The following is a 20,217-nucleotide window of genomic DNA, read 5'->3' on the forward strand; positions in this document are numbered from 1 at the left end:
CGAGCGAGCCACCGCGGCGGGATGTCCGACCGCTCTGGGGTGGGAGACGCATGGCACAGGCCGCCGACACAGCGCGGACCGTCATTCTGACCGTGGACGACGATCCGGGGGTCTCCCGCGCCGTCGCCCGCGATCTCAGGCGGCGCTACGGCGCGTCGTACCGGATCGTGCGGGCCGAGTCCGGCGAGTCCGCGCTGGAGGCGCTGCGCGAGCTGAAGCTGCGCGGCGACCTGGTGGCGGTGATCCTGGCCGACTACCGGATGCCGCGGATGAACGGCATCGAGTTCCTGGAGCAGGCCCTGGACGTGTATCCGGGGGCGCGGCGGGTGCTGCTGACCGCGTACGCGGACACCAACGCGGCGATCGACGCGATCAACGTCGTCGACCTCGACCACTATCTGCTCAAGCCGTGGGACCCGCCCGAGGAGAAGCTGTACCCGGTCATCGACGACCTGCTCCAGGCGTGGCGGGCCGGCGACCACCGGCCGGTGCCCAGCACCAAGGTGGTCGGGCACCGCTGGTCGGCGCGCTCGTCGGACGTACGGGAGTTCCTGGCCCGCAACCAGGTGCCGTACCGCTGGTACTCGTCCGACGAGCCGGAGGGGCGGCGGCTGCTGGCCGCCGCCGGGGAGGACGGCGCCCGGCTGCCGCTGGTGGTCACCCCGGACGGGACACCGCTGGTCGAGCCGGAGGCGCCGGAGCTGGCGGCGCGGGTGGGACTCGCGACCACACCGGCCGCCGAGTTCTACGACCTGGTGGTCGTCGGCGGCGGCCCGGCCGGGCTCGGGGCGGCGGTGTACGGCGCCTCGGAGGGGCTGCGCACGGTGCTGGTGGAGCGGTCGGCGACCGGCGGGCAGGCCGGGCAGAGCTCCCGCATCGAGAACTACCTCGGTTTCCCCGACGGCGTGTCGGGCGCGCAGCTCACCGACCGGGCGCGGCGGCAGGCGGCCAAGTTCGGCGCGGAGATCCTGACCGCGCGCGAGGTGACGGGCCTGGAGGTCAACGGGTCCGCGCGGGTCGTGCGGTTCTCCGACGGCTCGGCGGTCGCCGCGCACAGCGTGATCCTGGCGACCGGTGTGTCGTACCGGCAGCTCGACGCGCCGGGCCTGGACGAGCTGACCGGGTGCGGGGTGTTCTACGGGTCGGCGCTGACCGAGGCGGCCGGCTGCCAGGGCCAGGACGTGTACATCGTGGGCGGCGCCAACTCCGCCGGGCAGGCGGCCATGTACCTGGCGCGGGGCGCCAAGTCGGTGACGCTGCTGGTGCGCGGGGAGTCGCTGGCCGCGTCGATGTCGCACTACCTGATCCAGCAGATCGAGCAGGCGCCGAACATCTCGGTGCGTTGCGGCACGGTGGTGGAGGCCGCGCACGGCTCGGGCCATCTGGAGGCGCTGACGCTGCGGGACGCCGCGACCGGGCGGAGCGAACAAGTCGACGCGCAGTGGCTGTTCGTGTTCATCGGCGCGGCCCCGCTGACGGACTGGCTGGACGGCACCGTGCACCGTGACGGGCAGGGGTTCATCCTCGCCGGGCCCGACCTCACCGCGGACGGGCGGCCGCCGGCGGGCTGGGAGCTGGACCGGGCGCCGTACCACCTGGAGACCAATGTGCCCGGCGTGTTCGTCGCGGGTGACGCGCGCGCGGAGTCCGCGAAGCGGGTCGCGTCCGCCGTCGGAGAGGGAGCCATGGCCGTGATGCTCGTCCACCGCTACCTGGAGCAGTCGTGAGCGGCCGGCCGATGCCGTGCAGCCCGCGGGAGATCGGCTCCCTGTTCCTGTTCGAGGAGCTGAGCCCCGAACAGCTGGGGCGGCTGTGCGCCGAGGGGCGCGTGGAGCTGTTCGAGCCGGGCCCCGTCTACGCCGAGGGCGAGCCCGCCACCTGCTTCTACGTGATGATCGAGGGCACCGTCGTGCTGTCCCGGCGGGTCGGCGGCGACGACGTCGAGGTCATCAGGTCCTCGCAGCGCGGGGTGTACGCGGGCGCCATGCAGGCGTACCTCGGCGACCGGGTCCGGCAGGTCTACAACAACTCGATGCGGGTGACCGAGCCGACGCGTTTCTTCGTGCTGCCCGCCGACACGTTCGCGAGCATCATGCGCGAGTGGTTCCCGATGGCGGTGCATCTGCTGGAGGGCCTGTTCTTCGGGTCGAAGAACACCCAGCGGATGATCGGGCAGCGGGAGCGGCTGCTGGCGCTCGGCTCACTGTCCGCGGGGCTCACCCACGAGCTGAACAACCCCGCGGCGGCGGCCGTCCGGGCCACCGAGGCGCTGCGCGAGCGGGTGGCGAAGATGCGGCACAAGCTGAGCGTCATCTCGGCGGGGCCGTATCCGCGCGAGGTGCTCGCGCATCTGATCGAGGTCCAGGAGCGTACCGCCGAGCAGGTCGGCAAGGCGCCCGCGCTCAGCCCGCTGGAGGCGTCCGACCGCGAGGACGCGATCGCCGACTGGCTGGACGACCACGGCATCCAGGACGGCTGGCGGCTCGCCCCCACGTTCGTGCAGGCCGGGCTCGACCTGGACTGGCTGGACCAGGTCGCGGCGGCCGTCGACGAGCCGGTGCTGCCTGGGGCGATCGGCTGGCTCAACTACACGGTGGAGACCGAGCTGCTGATGGACGAGATCGCGGACGCCACCGCCCGCATCTCGCACCTGGTGGACGCCGCCAAGCAGTACTCGCAGCTGGACCGCGCGCCCTACCGGATCGCCGACGTGCACGAACTCCTCGACAGCACCCTGCTGATGCTGTCCGGGAAGATCGGCGAGCGGATCAAGGTCGTCAAGGAGTACGACCGTACTCTCCCGCCGGTCCCCGCCTACCCGGCGGAGCTGAACCAGGTGTGGACGAACCTGATCGACAACGCGGTGTCCGCGATCGACAGCGCGGGCGGCGAGGGGACGCTGACGGTGCGGACCGCGCGCGAGCACGACCGGCTGCTGGTGGAGTTCCGGGACACCGGGCCCGGGGTGGCGCCGGAGATCCGCGACCGGATCTTCGACCCGTTCTTCACCACCAAACCGGTCGGCGAGGGCACCGGGCTCGGCCTGGACATCTCCTGGCGGATCGTGGTGAACAAGCACCACGGCAGCCTCCAGGTGGAGTCCGTGCCCGGGGACACCCGCTTCCAGGTGCTCCTGCCGCTCACCGTCACGGAGGACGAGACGACTCCCGAACCCCTGGAGGAGACGGCATGACCGAGCAGAACGGCATCGACCCGAGCGTGCCGCCGAGCGGCACCGGGTGCGCGGAGTGCGAGGCCGACGGCGGCTGGTGGTTCCATCTGCGGCGCTGCGCCCGGTGCGGGCACGTGGGCTGCTGCGACTCGTCGCCCGCGAAGCACGCCACGGCCCACTTCGAGGCCACCGGTCATCCGCTGGTGCAGAGTTACGAGCCCGGCGAGGAGTGGTTCTGGGACTTCGCCACCGAGACCCTGTACGACTCCGGTCCGGCGCTCGCGCCGCCCGTCAGCCACCCCGCCGACCAGCCGGCGCCGGGGCCGGCGGGCAGGGTGCCGCGGGACTGGGCGAAGGTGCTGGGCGCCTAGGGGGTGTCGTTCGGGTCAGGCCCTGGCGAGCGCCGGAACTGACTCAGGGTCAAAAGTGTGCCGTCGCCCGGAATACCCGTCCGCGCGTTGAACGCGCCCCGTCGCGCCTCCCGTACCACTGGCAAAGGGTGAGCCGGGCATTCAGCGAGGGATGACCATGGGCGAGGCGTACGTCGGCACGCGGCAGTCGGTGGCGGGCAGGTACCGGCTCCTCGACGTCGTCCACCGCGAGACGAACCGCGTCTGCTGGTACGGGGAGGACGCCGGGACCGGCCGGCCGTGTCTGGTCACCGGGATCGGGCTGCCGCAGGCGCCGGGCGACGACGGGGCGCGCCGGATCGCCGGCCGGGTGATCCGTGGTTCCGGGACGGTGGAGGGGCTGTGCCCCGGACGGGTGGCGCCGGTGCTGGACGCCGTCGTGGAGGACGGTGTCCTGTGGACCGTGTCCGACTGGGTCGGCGGCACCCCGCTCGGTGAACTCCTCGCCGAGCGCGGGCCGTTGCCCTATGTGCTCGCGGCGCGGATCGGGCTGGAGCTGCTGGACGTGCTGGACGCGGCGCACGCCGAGGGTGTCACGCACGGCGAGCTGAGCCCCGGCCAGGTCGTCGTGCCGGAGCGGGGCCCGGTGGTGGTCACCGGCTTCGGGCTGGCAGGGGTGACCCTCGCGCCGCGGCTGACGGCACCGTCGTACGCCTCTCCCGAGCAGGCCCGTGACGAGCGCGTCGGCCCGGCGGCCGACCTGTGGGCGCTGGGTGCCGTGCTGTACACCCTGGTCGAGGGGCGTCCGCCGTTTCGCGAGCGGGACCGTCCGGAGGCGACGCTGCGGGGCGTGGACCGGCTGCCGCTGCGCACCCCGGTGCGCGCCGGGCCGCTCGCCCGGGTCGTGCAGGGGCTGCTGCGCAAGGACGCGCGGGAGCGGCTGACCCGGCCGGTGGTCCGCGCGGCCCTGCTGCGGGTGCTGCACGAGGATCCGGGGGCGCCCCTGCCCAGCGCCCCGCAGCCCCGGGTGCGGCGGGCGTACGCGGCCGTCCGTCATGCCGCGCCGGGGTGGAGCGGGCGCACGGTGGCCGCCGGGACGGCCGTGGCGGTGGTCACGGTCGCGGTGGCCGTCCTCGTGGCGACGATGAGCCTGCGGGACGGCGGTCCGGTCGCGTCCGACGCGCCGCCGCCCTCCCGGCCCTCCGCGTCCGGAGCGTCCGGCACCTCCGGCACGTCCGACGGTCGCCGCGGTGACTCCGGCGGGTCCGCCACCGGAGAAGAGGAGGCCGGCCCGCGCGAGCCCGATTCCGCCCGTCCGGACCCGCCCCGTTCCGCGGCCCCCTCCCCGACCACGCCGCCGGCGCGCACGCCCGCGCCGAATCCGCCCGGCCCGCCGGGCGCCACCGGACTGCCGGAGGGTTTCCGCACGTACGCCGCCCCCGAGGGTTTCTCCGTGGCCCTCCCCGAGGGCTGGCGTCCGCTGCGCACGACCCGTGTCCCGGACGTGGGTTACCGCGTCGTGCTCGGCGCGGACGGCGACGACCGTACGCTCGCGGTGACCTACAGCGAGCGGGTCGGCCCGGACCCGGTCGCCGTCTGGCGCGACGACGTGGAGCCCGGGCTGAAGGGCACCGTGGACGGCTACCGGCGGCTGGGCGCGATCCGGGCGACCACGTACCAGGGCCGTGAGGCGGCGGACATGGAGTGGGTCGCGGGGACCGGCGGCTTCCGGGTGCGCACGTTCGGGCGGGGCTTCCTGCTCGGCGGCGGCCGGGGCTTCTCGCTGCGCTGGACGGCCCCGGCCGACGGCTTCGGGGCCGCGGAGAACCGGCAGGCGCTGGACACCGCCCTGCGCACGTTCCGCATTCCGCCGGAAGCGACGCGGGGCTGACGCGCCGTCAGGCCGACGGGTGACGGGGAGCGCGCCGGGTGCGCAGCGGGCCGCCGTGCAGGGGCTGGGTGCTCCAGCGGGCGGTGAAGGTGCGGTCGGGGAGCGTGCAGGTGAGCAGCAGGTGGTGCGGTGTCTCCAGGAAAGCCACGTCCAGGGCGAGCGTCGCGGAATCCGTCCAGCCGCCGCTGACGGCCGTGGGGGCGGGTTCCTCGGCCACGGACCAGCCCGGACCGTCGCCGAGGCGCAGCGCGAGGTCGTGGCCGTCGTCGGTGAGCGTCACCGTCCAGCCGTCCGCCCCACCGCGTACGGTGACCGCCGACAGGCCGGGCTGGGCGGCGCAGACCCCGCCGGCCGGGACGAACGCGGCGGCGGCCCAGTCCTCGGCCCGCCCCTGGGGGGCGGGCCGGCCCGGCGCCGGGGGCAGCGCGAGGCGGGACAGCCGCTCCCGCAGAGCGGCCTCGGCGGGCTCGTGGCCGGCCGGGGGCACGGCGCCGAAGGCGGGCAGCAGGTGCTCCCAGACCAGGTTCAGCAGCTGCTGCATCCGCTCGGTCTCGGCGGTCGTCACGACCACCGCGTCGTGCTCGGGCAGGATCAGGCAGAACTGGCCGTAGGCGCCGTCGCCGCGGTAGCCGTGCCGGGACATCCAGAACTGGCAGCCGTAGCCCTGGTCCCAGTCCTGGCGGTCGGTGTCGCCCATGCCGCCGGCGGTCGGGATGTGCGCGCGGCTCGCCTCGGCGACCCAGCCCTCGGGCAGCAGCCGCTCGCCCTCCCACACGCCGTCGCGCAGATACAGCCGGCCGAGCCGGGCGACGGCGTCCGTCGTGGCGTGCAGCCCGCTGAAGCCGAGTTCGCGGCCGGTGCGGTCGCGCAGCCAGGCGGTCTCGCCGATGCCGAGCGGGTCGAGGAGGCGCGGGCGCAGATAGCCGGTGAGCGGCTGTCCCGTGACGCGCTGGACGATGGCCGCGAGGGTGTAGGTGGTGGGCTGGTTGTAGGCGAACACGGTGCCGGGGTCGCGGTCGGGCGGCAGCAGCAGGAAGCCGCGGACCAGCTCCTCGGGGTCGAGGGCGCGGGCCGCGTCGAGGGTCTCGGCGAGGTGGCCGCTGGCCATGGTCGCCACGTGCCGCACCCGCATGGCGCGGCTGCGGGGGTCGGTGATGTCGGCGGCGAACTCCGGGAAGTACGAGATCACCGGGGCGTCGAAGTCGAGCAGTCCGTCGGCGGCGGCGAGCGCGGCGGCGGTCGCCGTGAAGCTCTTGCTGAGCGAGTACAGCAGCTGGGGGCGGCCCGCGGTGTACGGAGCCCACCAGCCTTCGGCCACGACGTGGCCGTGGCGCAGGATCATCAGGCTGTGCGGCTCGATCCCGGGGGCGGCGTCGAGGGCGTCGAGGAAGGCGAGGACACCGGAGGCGTCGACGCCCTGGGCGGCGGGGGTGCTCGAAGGCAGCGGTCGCACACTCATGCGGTCATCCTCTCCCCCGCGATCAGCGGTGGGGAGGGGTACGCCGGACGCCGTTGGCCGCGCCCTCCGCCGGGACGGGTCGCGCGCCCGCCACCGGGAGCGGTTGCCCCCGGTCACTCGCGTCCCGTTTTCGCCGCGTCCGGCCGGGGACTCGCCGGTCATGGTGCGAATCGGATACACGATGATGACCGAGCAGGCCGGGCCCCGTGAGCTGGTCGACCATGTGGTGCGGGCCGAGGAGGTCGGCTTCGACTTCTCGGTGACCTCGGACCACTACTTCCCGTGGCTGCGCGCGCAGGGTCACTCGCCGTACGCGTGGGCCGTGCTGGGAGCGGCGGCGCAGGCGACGTCCCGTATCCCGCTCATGACGTACGTGACCTGCCCGACCTTCCGCTATCACCCGGCGGTGGTGGCGCAGAAGGCGGCGACCCTGCAGCTGCTGTCCGAGGGCCGGTTCCGGCTGGGCCTGGGCTCGGGCGAGAACCTGAACGAGCACGTGGTGGGCGGCGGCTGGCCTCCGGTGGACGTGCGGCACGAGATGCTGGAGGAAGCCGTCGAGATCATCCGGGCCCTCTTCGAGGGCGGGCACGTCACGCGGCGCGGTCAGCACTTCGACGTGGAGTCGGCGCGGCTGTGGGACCTGCCCGACGTGCCGCCGCCGATCGGCATCGCCGTCTCCGGTGACCGCTCCTGTGCGCTGGCGGGGCGGTTGGCGGACCTGGTCATCGCCACCGAGCCCAAGCCGGGGCTGCTGGAGGCGTTCGACCGGCACGGCGGTGCGGGCAAGCCCCGGGTGGGCCAGCTGCCGGTGTGCTACGACACCGACCGGGACGCGGCGGTCAAGCGGGCGCACGCCCAGTTCCGCTGGTTCGGCAACGGCTGGAAGGTGAACTCCGAGCTGCCGCACCCCGACTCCTTCGAGTCGGCCACGCAGTTCGTCACCCCCGACGACGTGGCGGACTCGATCCCCTGCGGCGACGACCCGGAGGTCTTCGTGGAGGCCGTACGCCCGTACGCCGAGGCCGGTTTCACCGAGATCGCGCTGGTGCAGATCGGCGGCGAGTCGCAGCCGGAGTTCCTGGACTGGTCGGCGAAGACCCTGCTGCCGGCGCTGCACGACGCCCTCGACTGAGACCGCCGGGCCGGACGAATCACCCGGAGGGCGGAGCATCTTGTGCGTGGAGCGGGTACTGGAAGGTTTTACGTCCGTTCTCCCCGGAGGCCTTGTGGTGAACCCCTTCGTGCACAGGACCCTGGTCGTCCAGCTCCAGGCCGGCACCGCGGACCGCTTCCCGGTCCTCGCCCACCTGGGCTACGAGGCCGAGGATCCGTACGCCGTCACCGCGGTGTTCAGCCATGACGGCCGGGTGCTCGCCCGGTGGCGGCTGGACCGCGAGATGCTCGCCGACGGACTGCGCCGGCCGGTCGGTGTCGGCGACGTCCGGATGCGGCCGGTGGCGACGGGCCACTGGGAGGAGCTGCGGCTGGACTTCTTCGGCGACCCGCGCTCCGGCGGCGGGCAGCATCACGCGGCCGTCTTCGCCTGGGCGCCGGCGGTCGCGGCGTTCCTGCGCGACACCTACGCCGTGGTGCCGCCCGGCCGGGAGCGGGTGCGGGTGGACGACTTCCTGGCCGAGGTCATCGCGGAGAGCTGAAGATCGTCGCGGGAAGCCGAGGGGCGCGGTGAGCCGAGGGTCACACCGCGACGGGCTGGGTGGAACGCGACGGGCTGGGTGGAAAAGGACCGGCGGCGGGTCCGGGACGCGTGGGCGTCCCGGACCCGCCGCCGGCTCGTGAAGGCATGAGCGGCGCTCGGCGCGCGCCGGTGCCGACGTTCAGCGGCTGGTGTGCCGGTGCCGGGTCCACAGCGGTATCCCGAACCAGCACAGCAGATACCACAGCAGTACACCGGTGACCAGCCACGGCACGAAGCCGTCGTGGGTCGCCACCCGCAGGATGAGCAGCAGCGACGCGGTGGTGGTGGCGAGCAGCAGGATCAGTCCGACGATGGTCATGCGGGACGCCCACCTGACCGCCTGCGGTTTGATCCGGCGGCCGGAGACCAGCCGGTGCAGGGACACCGGTCCGATCAGGGCGCCGGTCGCGGCGGCGCCGAGGACGACCGTGACGATGTAGATCGTGCGGTCGGTGTCCGCGAGCTCGCGGTACGTCGGGGTGAAGACCACCGTCAGCAGGAAGCCGAACAGGATCTGCACGCCCATCTGGGCGACGCGCACCTCCTGGATCAGCTCGACCCACATCCGGTCGGCTCTCTCCTCCTCGGTCTCGTTGCGTCCCCTGGGCCTCGTCTCGGTGCCCTTCGCGCTGTCCCTCGCGCTGTCCTTCGCGTTGCCCTGCGCGCTGTCCTTCGCCTTGTCTTCGGCGGCCGTCACGACGCTGCCTCCCCGGTGGAAACGACCTGGTGTTTCCCGTCCGGGTTCCCCCTCGGCGGCGGAACTGTCCTGACGAGGGGGTCCGGTGAGCAGAGCGTTACCAGCGGCCCTCGACCTGGTCCTTGATCCGCCGGTCGTAGAGGTCGCGGATCGCCTCCAGCGTGGCGTCGGACAGCGGCGGCAGCGTGGCGGCGGCCGTGTTGGCGCGGGCCTGCTCCGGCGAGCGGGCGCCGGGGATCACCGTGGTCACGCCGGGCTGCTGGGCGATCCAGCGCAGTGCCAGCTGGGCGGGGGTGTACCCGTCGGGGGCGAGGGCGGAGAACTCGGCGGCGGCCTCCACGCCGGTGGCGAAGTCGACGCCGGAGAAGGTCTCGCCCTGGTCGAAGGACTCGCCGTGCCGGTTGTAGGTGCGGTGGTCGTTCTCCGGGAACACCGTGTCCTTGGTGTACTTGCCGGACAGCAGGCCGGAGGCGAGCGGCACCCGGGCGATGACGCCCACGCCGGCCTCCCGCGCGGCGGGCAGGACCTCGCGCAGCGGCTTCATGCGGAACGGGTTGAGGATGATCTGCACGCTGACCACGTTCGGCCGGGCGATGGCGGTCAGCGCCTCCGCGCAGGTCTCGACGCTGACGCCGTAGGCGGCGATCCGCTCCTCGGCGACCAGGGTGTCGAGAGCGTCGTACACCTCGTCGGAGGAGTAGACGGGGGTCGGCGGGCAGTGCAGCTGGACGAGGTCGACGCGGTCGACGCCGAGGTTGCGCCGGGAGCGGTCGTTCCAGGCGCGGAAGTTGTCCAGGACGTAGTTCTCGGGGATCTGGTCGACGCGGCGGCCCATCTTGGTCGCGACGAGGACATGCAGATCGGGCCGGCCGCGCAGGAACGCGGCGATGGTCTGCTCGCTGCGGCCGTCGCCGTACACGTCGGCGGTGTCGAAGAAGGTGACGCCCGACTCCGCGGCCGCCTCCAGCACCGCGAGGGCTTCCTTGTCGTCGACGTCGCCCCAGTCGGCGCCCAGCTGCCAGGTCCCGAGGCCGATGACGGACGCCCGCTGACCCCATCGTTCGAATACACGCTCTTCCATGGCGTCAGTGTGTCACCCGTCCCTGCCGGTCAGGCTGCGGGTGTGCGCGGCGCGGGCGAGTCTCGGGCCGAGCCAGCGCTTGAAACGGCGCAGTGGCTCCAGGCTGCCGGCCGCCCGGTCGAGGCGGTAGTACAGCCGGGGCGGGACGTGCGGGAGCAGGGGCGAGTGACGCTGGCCGAGCAGGGCGAACATCTGCTCGGGCGGGAGGCGGAGGTAGCGGGGCAGGTTCTCGTACCACCGGGCGCTGTAGCGGGCGGCGCTCTGCGCGGGCAGCAGGGCCGCCTTGCGCCGGTGTTCGTAGCGGGCGAGGGCCTCGGGCAGGGTGGGCGCCTCGCGCAGGGCGCCGGCCAGGGCGATGGCGTCCTCCAGGGCGAGGGTGGTGCCGGCGCCGATGGAGTAGTGGGTGGTGTGCGCGGCGTCGCCGACGAGGACGAGGTGGCCGCGGTGCCAGGTGCGGTTGGTGAGGGTGCGGAAGGTCAGCCAGGGGACGCTGCCGTCGCCGCGGGAGCGGCCGATGAGGCGGTGCCCGTCGAGGACGCCGGCGAACAGCTTCTCCAGCAGGACCAGGCCCTCGGCCTCGTCCGCCCGGTCCAGTCCGAGGGCGGTCCAGGTCTCGGGGGCGCACTCGACGACGCAGGTGGAGCGGTCGGCGCCGTAGCCGTAGCCGTAGCACCAGATCCAGCCGTGGTCGGTCTCGGTGAAGCCGAAGGTGAAGGCGTCGAAGACCTTGGTGGTGCCGAGCCAGATGTAGGGGTTGCGGCCCGCTGTCACCTCGGTGCCGAAGTGGTCGGCGTACCGGGTGCGCAGCGCGCTGCGGACGCCGTCGGCGGCCACCACGAGGTCGGCGTCGGGCAGCCGGTCGGCGGTGATCTCCTGGTCGTATTCCAGGCGGACGCCGAGGGAGCGGGCGCGGGCGGCCAGGATCTCCAGCAGGCGGTGGCGGCCGATGCCGAAGCCCTGGTCGCCGGTGTGCCGGACGGTGTGGTCGCCGATGTGGGCGACGCCGTCGGTCCAGCGGACGGACGCCTCGTCGAGGGCGCGTGCCGACTCGGGGTCGTGCAGGTGGAGCCGGTCGAGCAGGCCGCGCCAGTAGGTGACGCCCCACCCGTAGGTGGAGCCCTCCGGGTTGCGCTCGTGGACGGTGATCTCGTGGGAGGGGTCCTGGAGCTTGAGCAGGATCGACAGATACAGGCCGGCGGGCCCGCCGCCGACGCAGGCGACCTTCACACGCACCTCTGGTAACTACCTCTTGTGGTTATGGGGACACGCAGGGTAGCAGCCACCGGACGGCGGTTTGCGTCAGCTTTCCGGCGTGAGCCGCGCCACTGCGGACGCCGGGACGGGGCAAGTTACCTCGCGAAACAGGGGCCCCACGGAAGGAATTGCCCGTTCCGGCCACACCGGACGATCTTCACCGGCAAGATCAACTTGGTTCAACACTGTACGACATGTGGGTAATTGTCCGGATCGCAGCCAACCGTTCGCCGGGGTGCCGGGCGGCCCGATAGGCATGCGGAGTCATCCGACCCACCGCATCCCTGGAGGTCCGCATGCCGGAACTCAGCCGACGCAGCGCCCTCGGCACGGCCGCCGCCCTCGCCGCCGCAGCCGGTACCCAGGCGCTCGCCGCCCCGTCCGCCGACGCCGCCGCACACGCCCATGAGGCCTCGGGCCACTCCCCCGCCCCCGCCGCGCCCGCCGCCCCCGCCTCTTTCGACGAGGTCTACAAGGGCCGCCGAATACAGGGCCGGACGGCCGGCGGCCATCACCAGCACCACGGCGGCGGCTACGCCGTGTTCATCGACGGGGTGGAGCTGCATGTGATGCGCAACGCCGACGGCAGCTGGATCAGCGTCGTCAGCCACTACGACCCGGTGCCCAGCCCGCGGGCCGCCGCGCGGGCCGCGGTCGACGAACTCCAGGGCGCGCGGCTGCTGCCGTTCCCCGCCAACTGATCCGCACGCAACGCCTTTTGGAGCACGCGCACATGACCGTCCGCAAGAACCAGGCCACCCTGACCGCCGACGAGAAGCGGCGGTTCGTCGCCGCCGTCCTGGAACTCAAGCGCAGCGGCCGCTACGACGAGTTCGTCACCACCCACAACGCCTTCATCGTCGGTGACACCGACAACGGCGAACGCACCGGCCACCGTTCCCCCTCGTTCCTGCCCTGGCACCGCAGATTCCTGCTGGAGTTCGAACGGGCCCTGCAATCGGTGGACGCCTCGGTCGCGCTGCCGTACTGGGACTGGTCCGCCGACCGCACCACGCGGTCCTCGCTGTGGGCGCCGGACTTCATGGGCGGCACCGGGCGCAGCCTGGACGGCCGGGTGATGGACGGCCCGTTCGCGGCGTCGGCCGGCAACTGGCCGGTCACCGTGCGCGTCGACGGGCGTACGTATCTGCGGCGGGCGCTCGGCGTCGCCGTGCGGGAGCTGCCGACGCGGGCGGAGGTGGAGTCGGTGCTCGCCATGGCGACGTACGACATGGCGCCGTGGAACAGCGGCTCGGACGGGTTCCGCAACCATCTGGAGGGCTGGCGCGGCGTCAATCTGCACAACCGCGTGCACGTGTGGGTGGGCGGGCAGATGGCCACCGGGGTGTCGCCCAACGACCCGGTGTTCTGGCTGCACCACGCCTACATCGACAAGCTGTGGACCGAGTGGCAGCGCCGCCACCCCGACGCGGGTTATCTGCCCGCCGCCGGGACGCCGAACGTGGTGGACCTGAACGAGACGATGAAGCCGTGGAACGACACCGCCCCGGCCGCTCTCCTGGACCACACGCCGCACTACACCTTCGACACCGACCCCGACTGACCACCGGACGGCCGGTCACTCCGCGTGCATCCCCGCGCCGGTCACGGGTACCCGCCCCGGAGCCGTACGACGAACGACGAACGACGAAAGGAGTGACCGCGGCATGTCGCAGGTCGAGGAATCCATCGAGGTCGCCGTCCCGGTGCGCACCGCGTACAACCAGTGGACGCAGTTCGAGACCTTCCCCGAGTTCATGAGCGGCGTGGAGCGCGTCGAGCAGCGCACCGACACGCTCACCCACTGGGTGACGAAGGTCGACGGGGTGCAGCGGGAGTTCGACGCGCGGATCACCGAGCAGGTCCCGGACGAGCGGGTCGCCTGGACGACCGTCGCGGGCGACGCCCGGCAGGCCGGTGTGGTGACCTTCCACCGTCTCGACGACGACCACACCAAGGTGATGCTCCAGATGGAGTTCCAGCCGGAGAGCGCCACCGAGAAGGTCGGTGACAAGCTGGGCTTCGTGAAGCGGCAGACCAAGGGCGACCTGGAGCGCTTCAAGCAGTTCATCGAGAAGCGCGGGCAGGAGACCGGGGGCTGGCGCGGCGCGGTCTGACGCCCCCGCGCTCCCGGCGCGGCGTGCCGGTGGTACGCCGCGCCCCGGCCCGCGGTGCAGTGCCGCCCCCTGCCTCAGCCGACGGGCGCGGTGCGGCACTCCGGGTGGCCCCAGCCCCGGTCGTTCTTGGCGATGGGTTCGCCCGCCGCGTAGGAGCGGCCGCACGCGCAGCGGCCGGGGAACTTGGCCTTGATGGTGCGCGCCGAGCCGCCGCCGCCCTTGCGAGTCGCCGGGGCGCGGCGGCCGCGCTGCGTCTTGACGGGGGCGTCCGGGGCGGGCGGCGGCTCGGGGGAGCCGAGGGCGCTGCCCGCCGGTTCCTGGACGGAGGCCGCCTGGCTGGCGGCGCGGTCGGCGAAGTCGTTGAGCGGGTCGCCGTCCACCTGGTGGGCGGGGACGTAACGGAACTCGACCGAGCGGCCGTCGAGCAGCTCGTCGATCCGCACGACCAGGTCCTGGTTGGCGACCGGCTTGCCCGCCGAGGTCTTCCAGCCGTTGCGCTTCCAGCCGGGCAGCCAGGTCGTCACGGCCTTCATCGCGTACTGCGAGTCCATGCGGATCTCCAGCGGCACGGCCGGGTCGGTCGCCGCGAGCAGCCGCTCCAGGGCGGTCAGTTCGGCGACGTTGTTGGTGGCCCGGCCGAGCGGGCCCGCTTCCCACCGGGCGGGCGTCTCCGTCTCGTCGGCGACGACCCAGGCCCAGCCCGCCGGCCCGGGGTTTCCCTTCGATGCCCCGTCGCACGCGGCCACCACTCGTTCACGCATGTGTCCGATCATGCCATGGCCCGGCCGGGCGCCGGTCGCCGACGGTCGCGTCAGGAGACGTCGGTGAGCTGCGGCATCTCCCCCTCGGTGGTCGTGGTGTCGATCACCGAGAATCTCGCGCCCTGCGGGTCGACGAGCGCGGCGAACCGCCCGAAGGGGCTGCTCATCGGGCCGAACCCGAGCTCGGCACCGAGCCGGGTGGCCTTCGCGACCGCCTCGTCGCAGTCGGGGACGCCGAAGTAGACGTTGACGTACGACGGCACCTCGGGCGGGAAGTCGTCGTCGGTCATCCTCATCCGGCCGAGCACGGGGGCACCCCCGGCGTTGTAGACCCGGAAGTCGATGTCGTCGTCCTCCATCCGCTGGGCCGTGTAGGGGAAGACGGCCGGGAAGAAGGCGTCGGCCCCCTCGGCGTCCCGGGTGAAGACCTCCGCCCAGCAGTACGCGCCCGGCGTGCCCATCTCCGCCTGGAACCCCTCGTGGCCGCCCGCCTGCCAGACGCCGAAGACGACGCCGCCGGGGTCGCGGGCCAGGCACATGGTGCCCTGGTCGCCGACCGGCATCGGGCCCATGACCAGCTCGCCGCCGTTCTCCCTGATCTTTGCGGCGGTGGCGGCGGCGTCCGGGGCGGCGAGGTACAGACACCACTGCGACCGGCCCTCCTGGCCGGGCACCGGCGGGACGATCGCGGCGACCGCCTTGCCGTCGCGGTACGCCTCGGTGTAGTTGCCGTACTCCGTCTGCGACTCGCCGAAGGTCCAGCCGAGGACGTCGCCGTAGAAGCTCTTGGCCCCCTCCAGGTCGGTGAACATCGCGTCCGCCCAGCAGGGGTGCCCCTCAGGTTTCACGGCCATGATCGCGGCCCTCTTCCGGTTGCGCGGGATGGTCCGGTTCTTCACGCTAGCCACGCACCGGGCGCGCCGCGCGCCGAGCCCGCTCCCTCCCGGGTGCCCTGGGGCGCCTGTCGCGACGGCGGTTTCCCGTATTTGCCGATCGCGGCCGGCCGCGTCCGACGCGTGTCTTCCGCCCGCCGCCGGGCTGTGCTTGCCTGGGGAGCCGTGTCGGCGGCGGGGCGGGGGTGACCGGATGCGCGGACGGTGGGCGGCGGGGTGGGCACTGGCCGGTGCGCTGCTGCTGGGCGGATGCGGGGATCCGGCGTCCGGGGCCGCCGGACCACCGGCCGCCCCGTCCTCGCCGAAGGCGTCGGCCACCACGCACCGGAAGGCACCCGCCGCGCCCGCGCGGCCCCCGGCCGTGCTGTATCTCGGCGACTCGCTGGCGATGGAGAACCAGCGGGTCCTCGGCCAGGAGCTGCGCCGCGACCTGAAGGCCCGCTACACCAGCGCCCCGTACTCCGGCACCACCCTCTGCGACTACCTGGAGGGCACCGGCGAGCGGTCCCTCGTGCCCGGCGCGGACAAGGCGGCGGCGCTGGTGCGCTCGGTGCGGCCGGACGTCGTGGTGCTCCAGTTCTGGGGCAACGCCTGGGGCTACACCCCCTGCATGGACGGGATCACCTACGACGCCGCGCCGGACCGCTATCTCCAGCGGTACGCCGCCGACGCGCGGCGCCTCGCGGAGCAGATCACGGACGCCGGGGGACAGTCCCCGCCGCGGATCGTGTGGGTGCTCCAGGGACCGGACCCGATCACCCCGGAGCGGGTGCGGAAGGTGAACGCCGTCTACGCGGAGCGGGCCGCCGCCTCCGGCGGCCTGGTGGCCGACGCGGGCCGTGCCGTCAGCCCCGCCTCCGGACGCCACACCTGGGTCCGGTTCCTGCCGTGCACCGCCTGGGAGCGGGCGCACCCGGACTACTGCACGGAGCCGGGCAGCGGCCGTACCGCCCTGCACCGGGACGACGACTACCTGCACTTCTGTCTCGCCCCGACGACGTCCGACCCGAAGCCGTGCCCGGTGCGCTCCCCCGGTGTCGTGCGCATCGCCCGGGAGATCGCCCGAGCGGTCGCCCGGGTGGCCGGCTCGGCGGCCGAGGACGGCGGCTGAGCCGTCACTCGCCCGCGTACGCCCGCTCCAGGGCGGCGATGTCGAGCTTGCCCATCGACATCATCGCGGCCATCGCGCGCTGCGCCTTCGCCGGGTCCGGGTCGCTGACCATCTCCTCGAGCCGGTCCGGGGTGACCTGCCAGGACACGCCGTACTTGTCCTTGAGCCAGCCGCAGGGGCCGGGCTCGCCGCCGTTCTCGGTCAGCTTGGTCCAGTAGTAGTCGACCTCCTCCTGGTTCTCGCAGTGGATGATGAAGGACACCGCCTCGTTGAACCTGAACTCCGGGCCGCCGTTGAGGGCCAGGAACCGCTGGCCGTTGGCCGTGAACTCGACCGTCATCACGGTGCCGGCCGGGCGGGGGGCTCCCTCGGGGTAGCGGGCGACCCTGCCGATGCTGGAGTTCTTGAAGATGGAGACGTAGTGGTGGGCGGCTTCCTCGGCCTCGGTGTCGAACCAGAGACAGGTGGTGAATCCGTCGGCGGTCATGGCTACCTCCAGTGCGGGGGCGGAACGCGGTCGTGAGTGTGGACCGCCGCCCGCCGGGAAACTCATCGGCCGCGGCGGAGAAACAATTCGGGTGGCTTCGTCGCCCCAGGCACCTAACATCGCGGGCATGACCACGTCACCGTCCACGGACGCGATCCGCCCCTTCCGCCTCGCCGTTCCCGAGGCCGATCTCGCCGATCTCCACGACCGCCTCGACCGCACCCGCTGGCCGGACCAGCTGCCGGGGGTGGGCTGGTCGTACGGTGTGCCGGCCGGCTATCTGCGGGAGCTGGTGCACCACTGGCGGCACGCGTACGACTGGCGGGCCGCCGAGGCACGGCTGAACGAGTGGCCGCAGTTCACCACCACGATCGACGGGGCGACCGTGCACTTCGCGCACATCCGCTCCCCCGTCCCGGACGCCACCCCGCTGGTCCTCACCCACGGCTGGCCCGGCTCGATCGTCGAATTCCTCGACGTGGTCGGGCCGTTGACCGATCCGGCGGCGCACGGCGGGGATCCGGCGGACGCGTTCCACGTGGTGGTGCCGAGCATTCCCGGCTTCGGGCTGTCCGGGCCCACGGCCGAGCCCGGCTGGGAGGCCGGCCGGGTCGCCGACGCCTGGGCGGAACTGATGAGCCGGCTCGGCTACGAGCGGTTCGGCGCGCAGGGCGGCGACTGGGGCGCAGCCATCTCCCGCGAGCTGGGCCGCGCCCACCCCGACCGGGTGCTCGGCGTCCATCTGAACCTGCTGCCGGGCGCCCAGGCGACCTCGGAGCCGGCCGAGGAGGAGCTGGCGGCCCTCGAACCGGAGGAGCGGGAGCGGACGCTCGCCTCCTGGCGCGGGTGGCAGGCCTGGTCGAGCGAGGGCACCGGGTACGCGGTGCTCCAGGCGACCCGGCCGCAGACCCTGGCGTACGCGCTGACCGACTCGCCCGTGGGCCAACTCGCTTGGATCGTGGAGAAGTTCCGGGAGTGGACGGACTCCGAGGAGCTGCCCGAGGAGGCCGTGGACCGGGACCGGCTGCTGACGAACGTGATGCTGTACTGGCTGACGGGCACCGCCGGTTCCTCGGCCCGTATCTACTACGAGCGGGCGCACGCCACCGGCCGCGCCGCCCGGCCCACCGAGCCGTCCACCGCGCCCACCGCCGTGGCCCTCTTCCCGGCCGAACTCCAGCTCCCGCTGCGGCACAAGGCCGACCGCACCGAGAACATCGTGCGCTGGACGGAGCAGCCGCGGGGCGGGCACTTCGCGGCGATGGAGGAGCCGGAGCTGCTGGTGGCGGACGTACGGGCGTTCTTCCGGCAGTTGCGCGAGCGGGGCTGACGAGCGGAGCCGGCGAGCCGGGCCGAGGCGGGCTCTGCCCGTGGCGAATCTGCGGCGGGCAGAGAAGACGCCTGCGGGCGCCTCGCGCGGCCGAGAGTGGAGTGGACGGCATCCGGGCCACCACGAGGAGAACCGATGACTCCACTCAGCAAGCTCACCCCGCGGGCCGAGGAGGGCGACACCCCTGCCACCCGCTTCGACGACCATCTCGCCGCGCAACTGCTCGGACAGCGGATCGTGCTGCTGGGCACCCAGGTCGACGAGGTCTCCGCGAACCGGGTCTGCAGCCAGCTGCTGATCCTGTCCGCCGAGGACCCGCGCACCGACATCACCCTGCTCGTCAACAGCCCCGGCGGCTCGGTGCACGCCGGTCTCGCCATCTACGACACGATGCGGCTGATCCCCAACGACGTCTCCACGCTCGCGATGGGATTCGCGGCCAGCATGGGGCAGTTCCTGCTCAGCGTCGGCGCGCCCGGCAAGCGGTACGCGCTGCCGAACGCGCGGATCATGATGCACCAGCCGTCGGGCGGCATCGGCGGGACCACGGCGGACATCGAGATCCAGGCGCAGAACCTGGAGTTCACCAAGCGCACCATCGAGCGGATCACCGCCGAGCACACCGGGCAGAGCCCGGAGACCATCTCCCGGGACGGGGACCGCGACCGCTGGTTCACGGCCGAGGAGGCCAGGGAGTACGGCATGGTGGACCGGATCGTGGACTCCTTCACGTCCGTCCTGCCGGCCGCGACGCGTCGACGGACGGGGCTGTAGTCATGGGGAGTTACACGATTCCGCACGTGGTGGAGCGCACCCCGCAGGGCGAGCGGTCGTACGACGTGTTCAGCCGGCTGCTGTCGGAGCGGATCATCTTTCTCGGCACCGAGATCGACGACGGCGTCGCCAACGTCGTCATCGCGCAACTGCTGCATCTGGAGTCGGCGGCGCCGGACACCGAGATCGCGGTGTACATCAACTCGCCGGGCGGCTCGTACACCTCGCTGATGGCGATCTACGACACGATGACCTTCGTGAAGGCGCCGATCTCCACGTTCTGCGTCGGCCAGGCGGCCTCCACGGCGGCCGTGCTGCTGGCGGGCGGTGACAAGGGGCGGCGGTTCGTGCTGGAGCACGCGCGGGTGCTGCTGGGGCAGCCGGCCTCCGGCGGCCGCCAGGGCACCGCCGCGGACCTGTCGCTGCAGGCGAAGGAGATGGTGCGGATCCGCTCGCAGGTGGAGGAGGTACTGTCCCGGCACACCGGTCACGACATCGCCACGCTGCGGGCCGACATGGACCGGGACAAGGTGTTCACCGCGCGGGAGGCGGTGGCGTACGGGCTGGCCGACGAGGTGCTGAGCCGGCGCCTCACGACGGGGTGAGACGCCGGCCGGGCCCGGTGGCTCAGGCGGCCAGGCAGAGTCCGTCGTACGACGAGGTGGTGGTGGTACGGCCGTGACGGGCCGGGCGGGAGGTGACCCGGACCAGCTCCCGCTGAGCCAGCGTCAGCAGGTCGCCGAGGCCGAGGCCGAGCGCGTGGGCGGCGGCCGCGAGCACCTCCGAGGAGGCCTCCTTGCGGCCCCGCTCCACCTCCGACAGATACGGCATGGAGATCCGGGCCGCGTCGGCGACGTCCTTCAGCGTCCGCTCCTGGGCGAGCCGTTCACGCCGCAGGACGTCCCCGACGAGGTCGCGCCAGAGCGGCTCCTTGAGCGCGGGGCGCGGGGCCGGTGCCGCGGGGCGCGGGGCCGGGCCGTGCGGGGCCGGTGCGGTGGCGCGGGGCCGCAGGGGGATGACACGGGCTTCGTTCGGCGCTTGGTTCGTCACCTCTCCAGCCTAGGAGCGGGGCGCCGCACGGGAAGGGCGCGGCGTTCCGCCCTCGGTGGAATCGGGCGAATCGCCCGGCGGTTCGCGGCCCTCT

General features: G+C 73.2%; 21 protein-coding genes. 13 read left to right on the plus strand and 8 right to left on the minus strand.

Going from position 1 to position 20,217, the window contains the following annotated elements; genetic code table 11:
- Positions 1-50: 50 nt before the first annotated feature.
- The 4 genes from AB0K92_RS20085 to AB0K92_RS20100 all read left to right on the plus strand — a co-directional run bounded on the left by AB0K92_RS20085 (position 51) and on the right by AB0K92_RS20100 (position 5,413).
- Positions 51-1,727 carry an FAD-dependent oxidoreductase gene (locus tag AB0K92_RS20085; protein ID WP_365924621.1) on the plus strand — a complete coding sequence of 559 codons (1,677 nt, stop codon included), beginning with the start codon at positions 51-53 and terminating at the stop codon, positions 1,725-1,727.
- A gap of 11 nt (positions 1,728-1,738) precedes the next feature.
- Positions 1,739-3,193: an ATP-binding protein gene (locus AB0K92_RS20090; RefSeq protein WP_365924739.1), complete on the plus strand. Its 1,455-nt coding sequence runs from the start codon at positions 1,739-1,741 to the stop codon at positions 3,191-3,193.
- Positions 3,190-3,543, plus strand: a complete 354-nt coding sequence (locus AB0K92_RS20095; protein WP_365924623.1) for a UBP-type zinc finger domain-containing protein — start codon at positions 3,190-3,192, stop codon at positions 3,541-3,543. The genes AB0K92_RS20090 and AB0K92_RS20095 overlap by 4 nt, the downstream gene beginning before the upstream one ends.
- Positions 3,544-3,694: 151 nt before the next feature.
- Positions 3,695-5,413, plus strand: a complete 1,719-nt coding sequence (locus AB0K92_RS20100) for a serine/threonine protein kinase (RefSeq protein WP_365924625.1) — start codon at positions 3,695-3,697, stop codon at positions 5,411-5,413.
- A 7-nt stretch (positions 5,414-5,420) separates the two neighbouring features.
- Here the strand turns inward: AB0K92_RS20100 and AB0K92_RS20105 are convergent, their stop codons facing one another.
- Positions 5,421-6,872: a serine hydrolase domain-containing protein gene (locus AB0K92_RS20105; RefSeq protein WP_365924627.1), complete on the minus strand. Its 1,452-nt coding sequence runs from the start codon at positions 6,870-6,872 to the stop codon at positions 5,421-5,423.
- 160 nt (positions 6,873-7,032) lie between these two features.
- Here AB0K92_RS20105 and AB0K92_RS20110 point away from each other — a divergent pair, with 160 nt between their 5' ends.
- Both AB0K92_RS20110 and AB0K92_RS20115 read left to right on the plus strand, forming a co-directional pair.
- Positions 7,033-8,004: an LLM class F420-dependent oxidoreductase gene (locus AB0K92_RS20110; RefSeq protein WP_365924629.1), complete on the plus strand. Its 972-nt coding sequence runs from the start codon at positions 7,033-7,035 to the stop codon at positions 8,002-8,004.
- A 97-nt stretch (positions 8,005-8,101) separates the two neighbouring features.
- A complete protein-coding gene (locus AB0K92_RS20115; RefSeq protein WP_365924631.1) occupies positions 8,102-8,527 on the plus strand; it encodes an SsgA family sporulation/cell division regulator in 426 nt (141 codons plus the stop codon).
- A 180-nt stretch (positions 8,528-8,707) separates the two neighbouring features.
- On the opposite strand, the gene AB0K92_RS20120 is transcribed toward AB0K92_RS20115, so the two are convergent.
- From AB0K92_RS20120 to AB0K92_RS20130, 3 genes are all read right to left on the minus strand, one after another.
- Complete coding sequence (locus AB0K92_RS20120; protein ID WP_365924741.1) at positions 8,708-9,133, minus strand: DUF6328 family protein; 426 nt, start codon at positions 9,131-9,133, stop codon at positions 8,708-8,710.
- A 229-nt stretch (positions 9,134-9,362) separates the two neighbouring features.
- On the minus strand, positions 9,363-10,346 hold the full coding sequence (locus AB0K92_RS20125; protein WP_365924633.1) for an aldo/keto reductase: 984 nt from the start codon (positions 10,344-10,346) through the stop codon (positions 9,363-9,365).
- A gap of 12 nt (positions 10,347-10,358) precedes the next feature.
- A complete protein-coding gene (locus tag AB0K92_RS20130; RefSeq protein WP_365924743.1) occupies positions 10,359-11,573 on the minus strand; it encodes an FAD-dependent monooxygenase in 1,215 nt (404 codons plus the stop codon).
- A 323-nt stretch (positions 11,574-11,896) separates the two neighbouring features.
- Here AB0K92_RS20130 and AB0K92_RS20135 point away from each other — a divergent pair, with 323 nt between their 5' ends.
- From AB0K92_RS20135 to AB0K92_RS20145, 3 genes are all read left to right on the plus strand, one after another.
- Positions 11,897-12,301: a tyrosinase cofactor gene (locus AB0K92_RS20135; RefSeq protein ID WP_365924635.1), complete on the plus strand. Its 405-nt coding sequence runs from the start codon at positions 11,897-11,899 to the stop codon at positions 12,299-12,301.
- A 32-nt stretch (positions 12,302-12,333) separates the two neighbouring features.
- Entirely contained in the window at positions 12,334-13,164 is an 831-nt protein-coding gene (locus AB0K92_RS20140) for a tyrosinase family protein (protein ID WP_365924637.1), read from the plus strand.
- A gap of 103 nt (positions 13,165-13,267) precedes the next feature.
- Complete coding sequence (locus tag AB0K92_RS20145) at positions 13,268-13,717, plus strand: SRPBCC family protein (RefSeq protein WP_165995420.1); 450 nt, start codon at positions 13,268-13,270, stop codon at positions 13,715-13,717.
- Positions 13,718-13,791: 74 nt separating this feature from the next.
- On the opposite strand, the gene AB0K92_RS20150 is transcribed toward AB0K92_RS20145, so the two are convergent.
- Positions 13,792-14,490, minus strand: coding sequence for a ribonuclease H (locus AB0K92_RS20150; protein WP_365924639.1), 699 nt, complete (start codon positions 14,488-14,490; stop codon positions 13,792-13,794).
- Between the two features lie 38 nt (positions 14,491-14,528).
- Positions 14,529-15,332, minus strand: coding sequence for a VOC family protein (locus AB0K92_RS20155; RefSeq protein WP_365924641.1), 804 nt, complete (start codon positions 15,330-15,332; stop codon positions 14,529-14,531).
- A gap of 232 nt (positions 15,333-15,564) precedes the next feature.
- On the opposite strand from AB0K92_RS20155, the gene AB0K92_RS20160 reads away from it, so the two are divergent.
- Positions 15,565-16,482: an SGNH/GDSL hydrolase family protein gene (locus tag AB0K92_RS20160; RefSeq protein WP_365924643.1), complete on the plus strand. Its 918-nt coding sequence runs from the start codon at positions 15,565-15,567 to the stop codon at positions 16,480-16,482.
- 4 nt (positions 16,483-16,486) lie between these two features.
- On the opposite strand, the gene AB0K92_RS20165 is transcribed toward AB0K92_RS20160, so the two are convergent.
- The gene (locus AB0K92_RS20165; RefSeq protein WP_365924645.1) at positions 16,487-16,969 is read right to left on the minus strand and encodes a VOC family protein; all 483 of its coding nucleotides are present in this window, start codon (positions 16,967-16,969) and stop codon (positions 16,487-16,489) included.
- Positions 16,970-17,096: 127 nt separating this feature from the next.
- On the opposite strand from AB0K92_RS20165, the gene AB0K92_RS20170 reads away from it, so the two are divergent.
- The 3 genes from AB0K92_RS20170 to AB0K92_RS20180 all read left to right on the plus strand — a co-directional run bounded on the left by AB0K92_RS20170 (position 17,097) and on the right by AB0K92_RS20180 (position 19,678).
- Positions 17,097-18,299, plus strand: coding sequence for an epoxide hydrolase family protein (locus tag AB0K92_RS20170; protein ID WP_365924647.1), 1,203 nt, complete (start codon positions 17,097-17,099; stop codon positions 18,297-18,299).
- Positions 18,300-18,434: 135 nt separating this feature from the next.
- On the plus strand, positions 18,435-19,073 hold the full coding sequence (locus tag AB0K92_RS20175) for an ATP-dependent Clp protease proteolytic subunit (protein WP_365924649.1): 639 nt from the start codon (positions 18,435-18,437) through the stop codon (positions 19,071-19,073).
- A gap of 2 nt (positions 19,074-19,075) precedes the next feature.
- A complete protein-coding gene (locus tag AB0K92_RS20180; RefSeq protein ID WP_365924651.1) occupies positions 19,076-19,678 on the plus strand; it encodes an ATP-dependent Clp protease proteolytic subunit in 603 nt (200 codons plus the stop codon).
- Between the two features lie 22 nt (positions 19,679-19,700).
- On the opposite strand, the gene AB0K92_RS20185 is transcribed toward AB0K92_RS20180, so the two are convergent.
- Positions 19,701-20,123 carry a helix-turn-helix transcriptional regulator gene (locus AB0K92_RS20185; protein WP_365924653.1) on the minus strand — a complete coding sequence of 141 codons (423 nt, stop codon included), beginning with the start codon at positions 20,121-20,123 and terminating at the stop codon, positions 19,701-19,703.
- Positions 20,124-20,217 lie beyond the last annotated feature (94 nt).

Source organism: Streptomyces sp. NPDC052687, assembly GCF_040678395.1.
Taxonomy (GTDB): Bacteria; Actinomycetota; Actinomycetes; order Streptomycetales; family Streptomycetaceae; genus Streptomyces.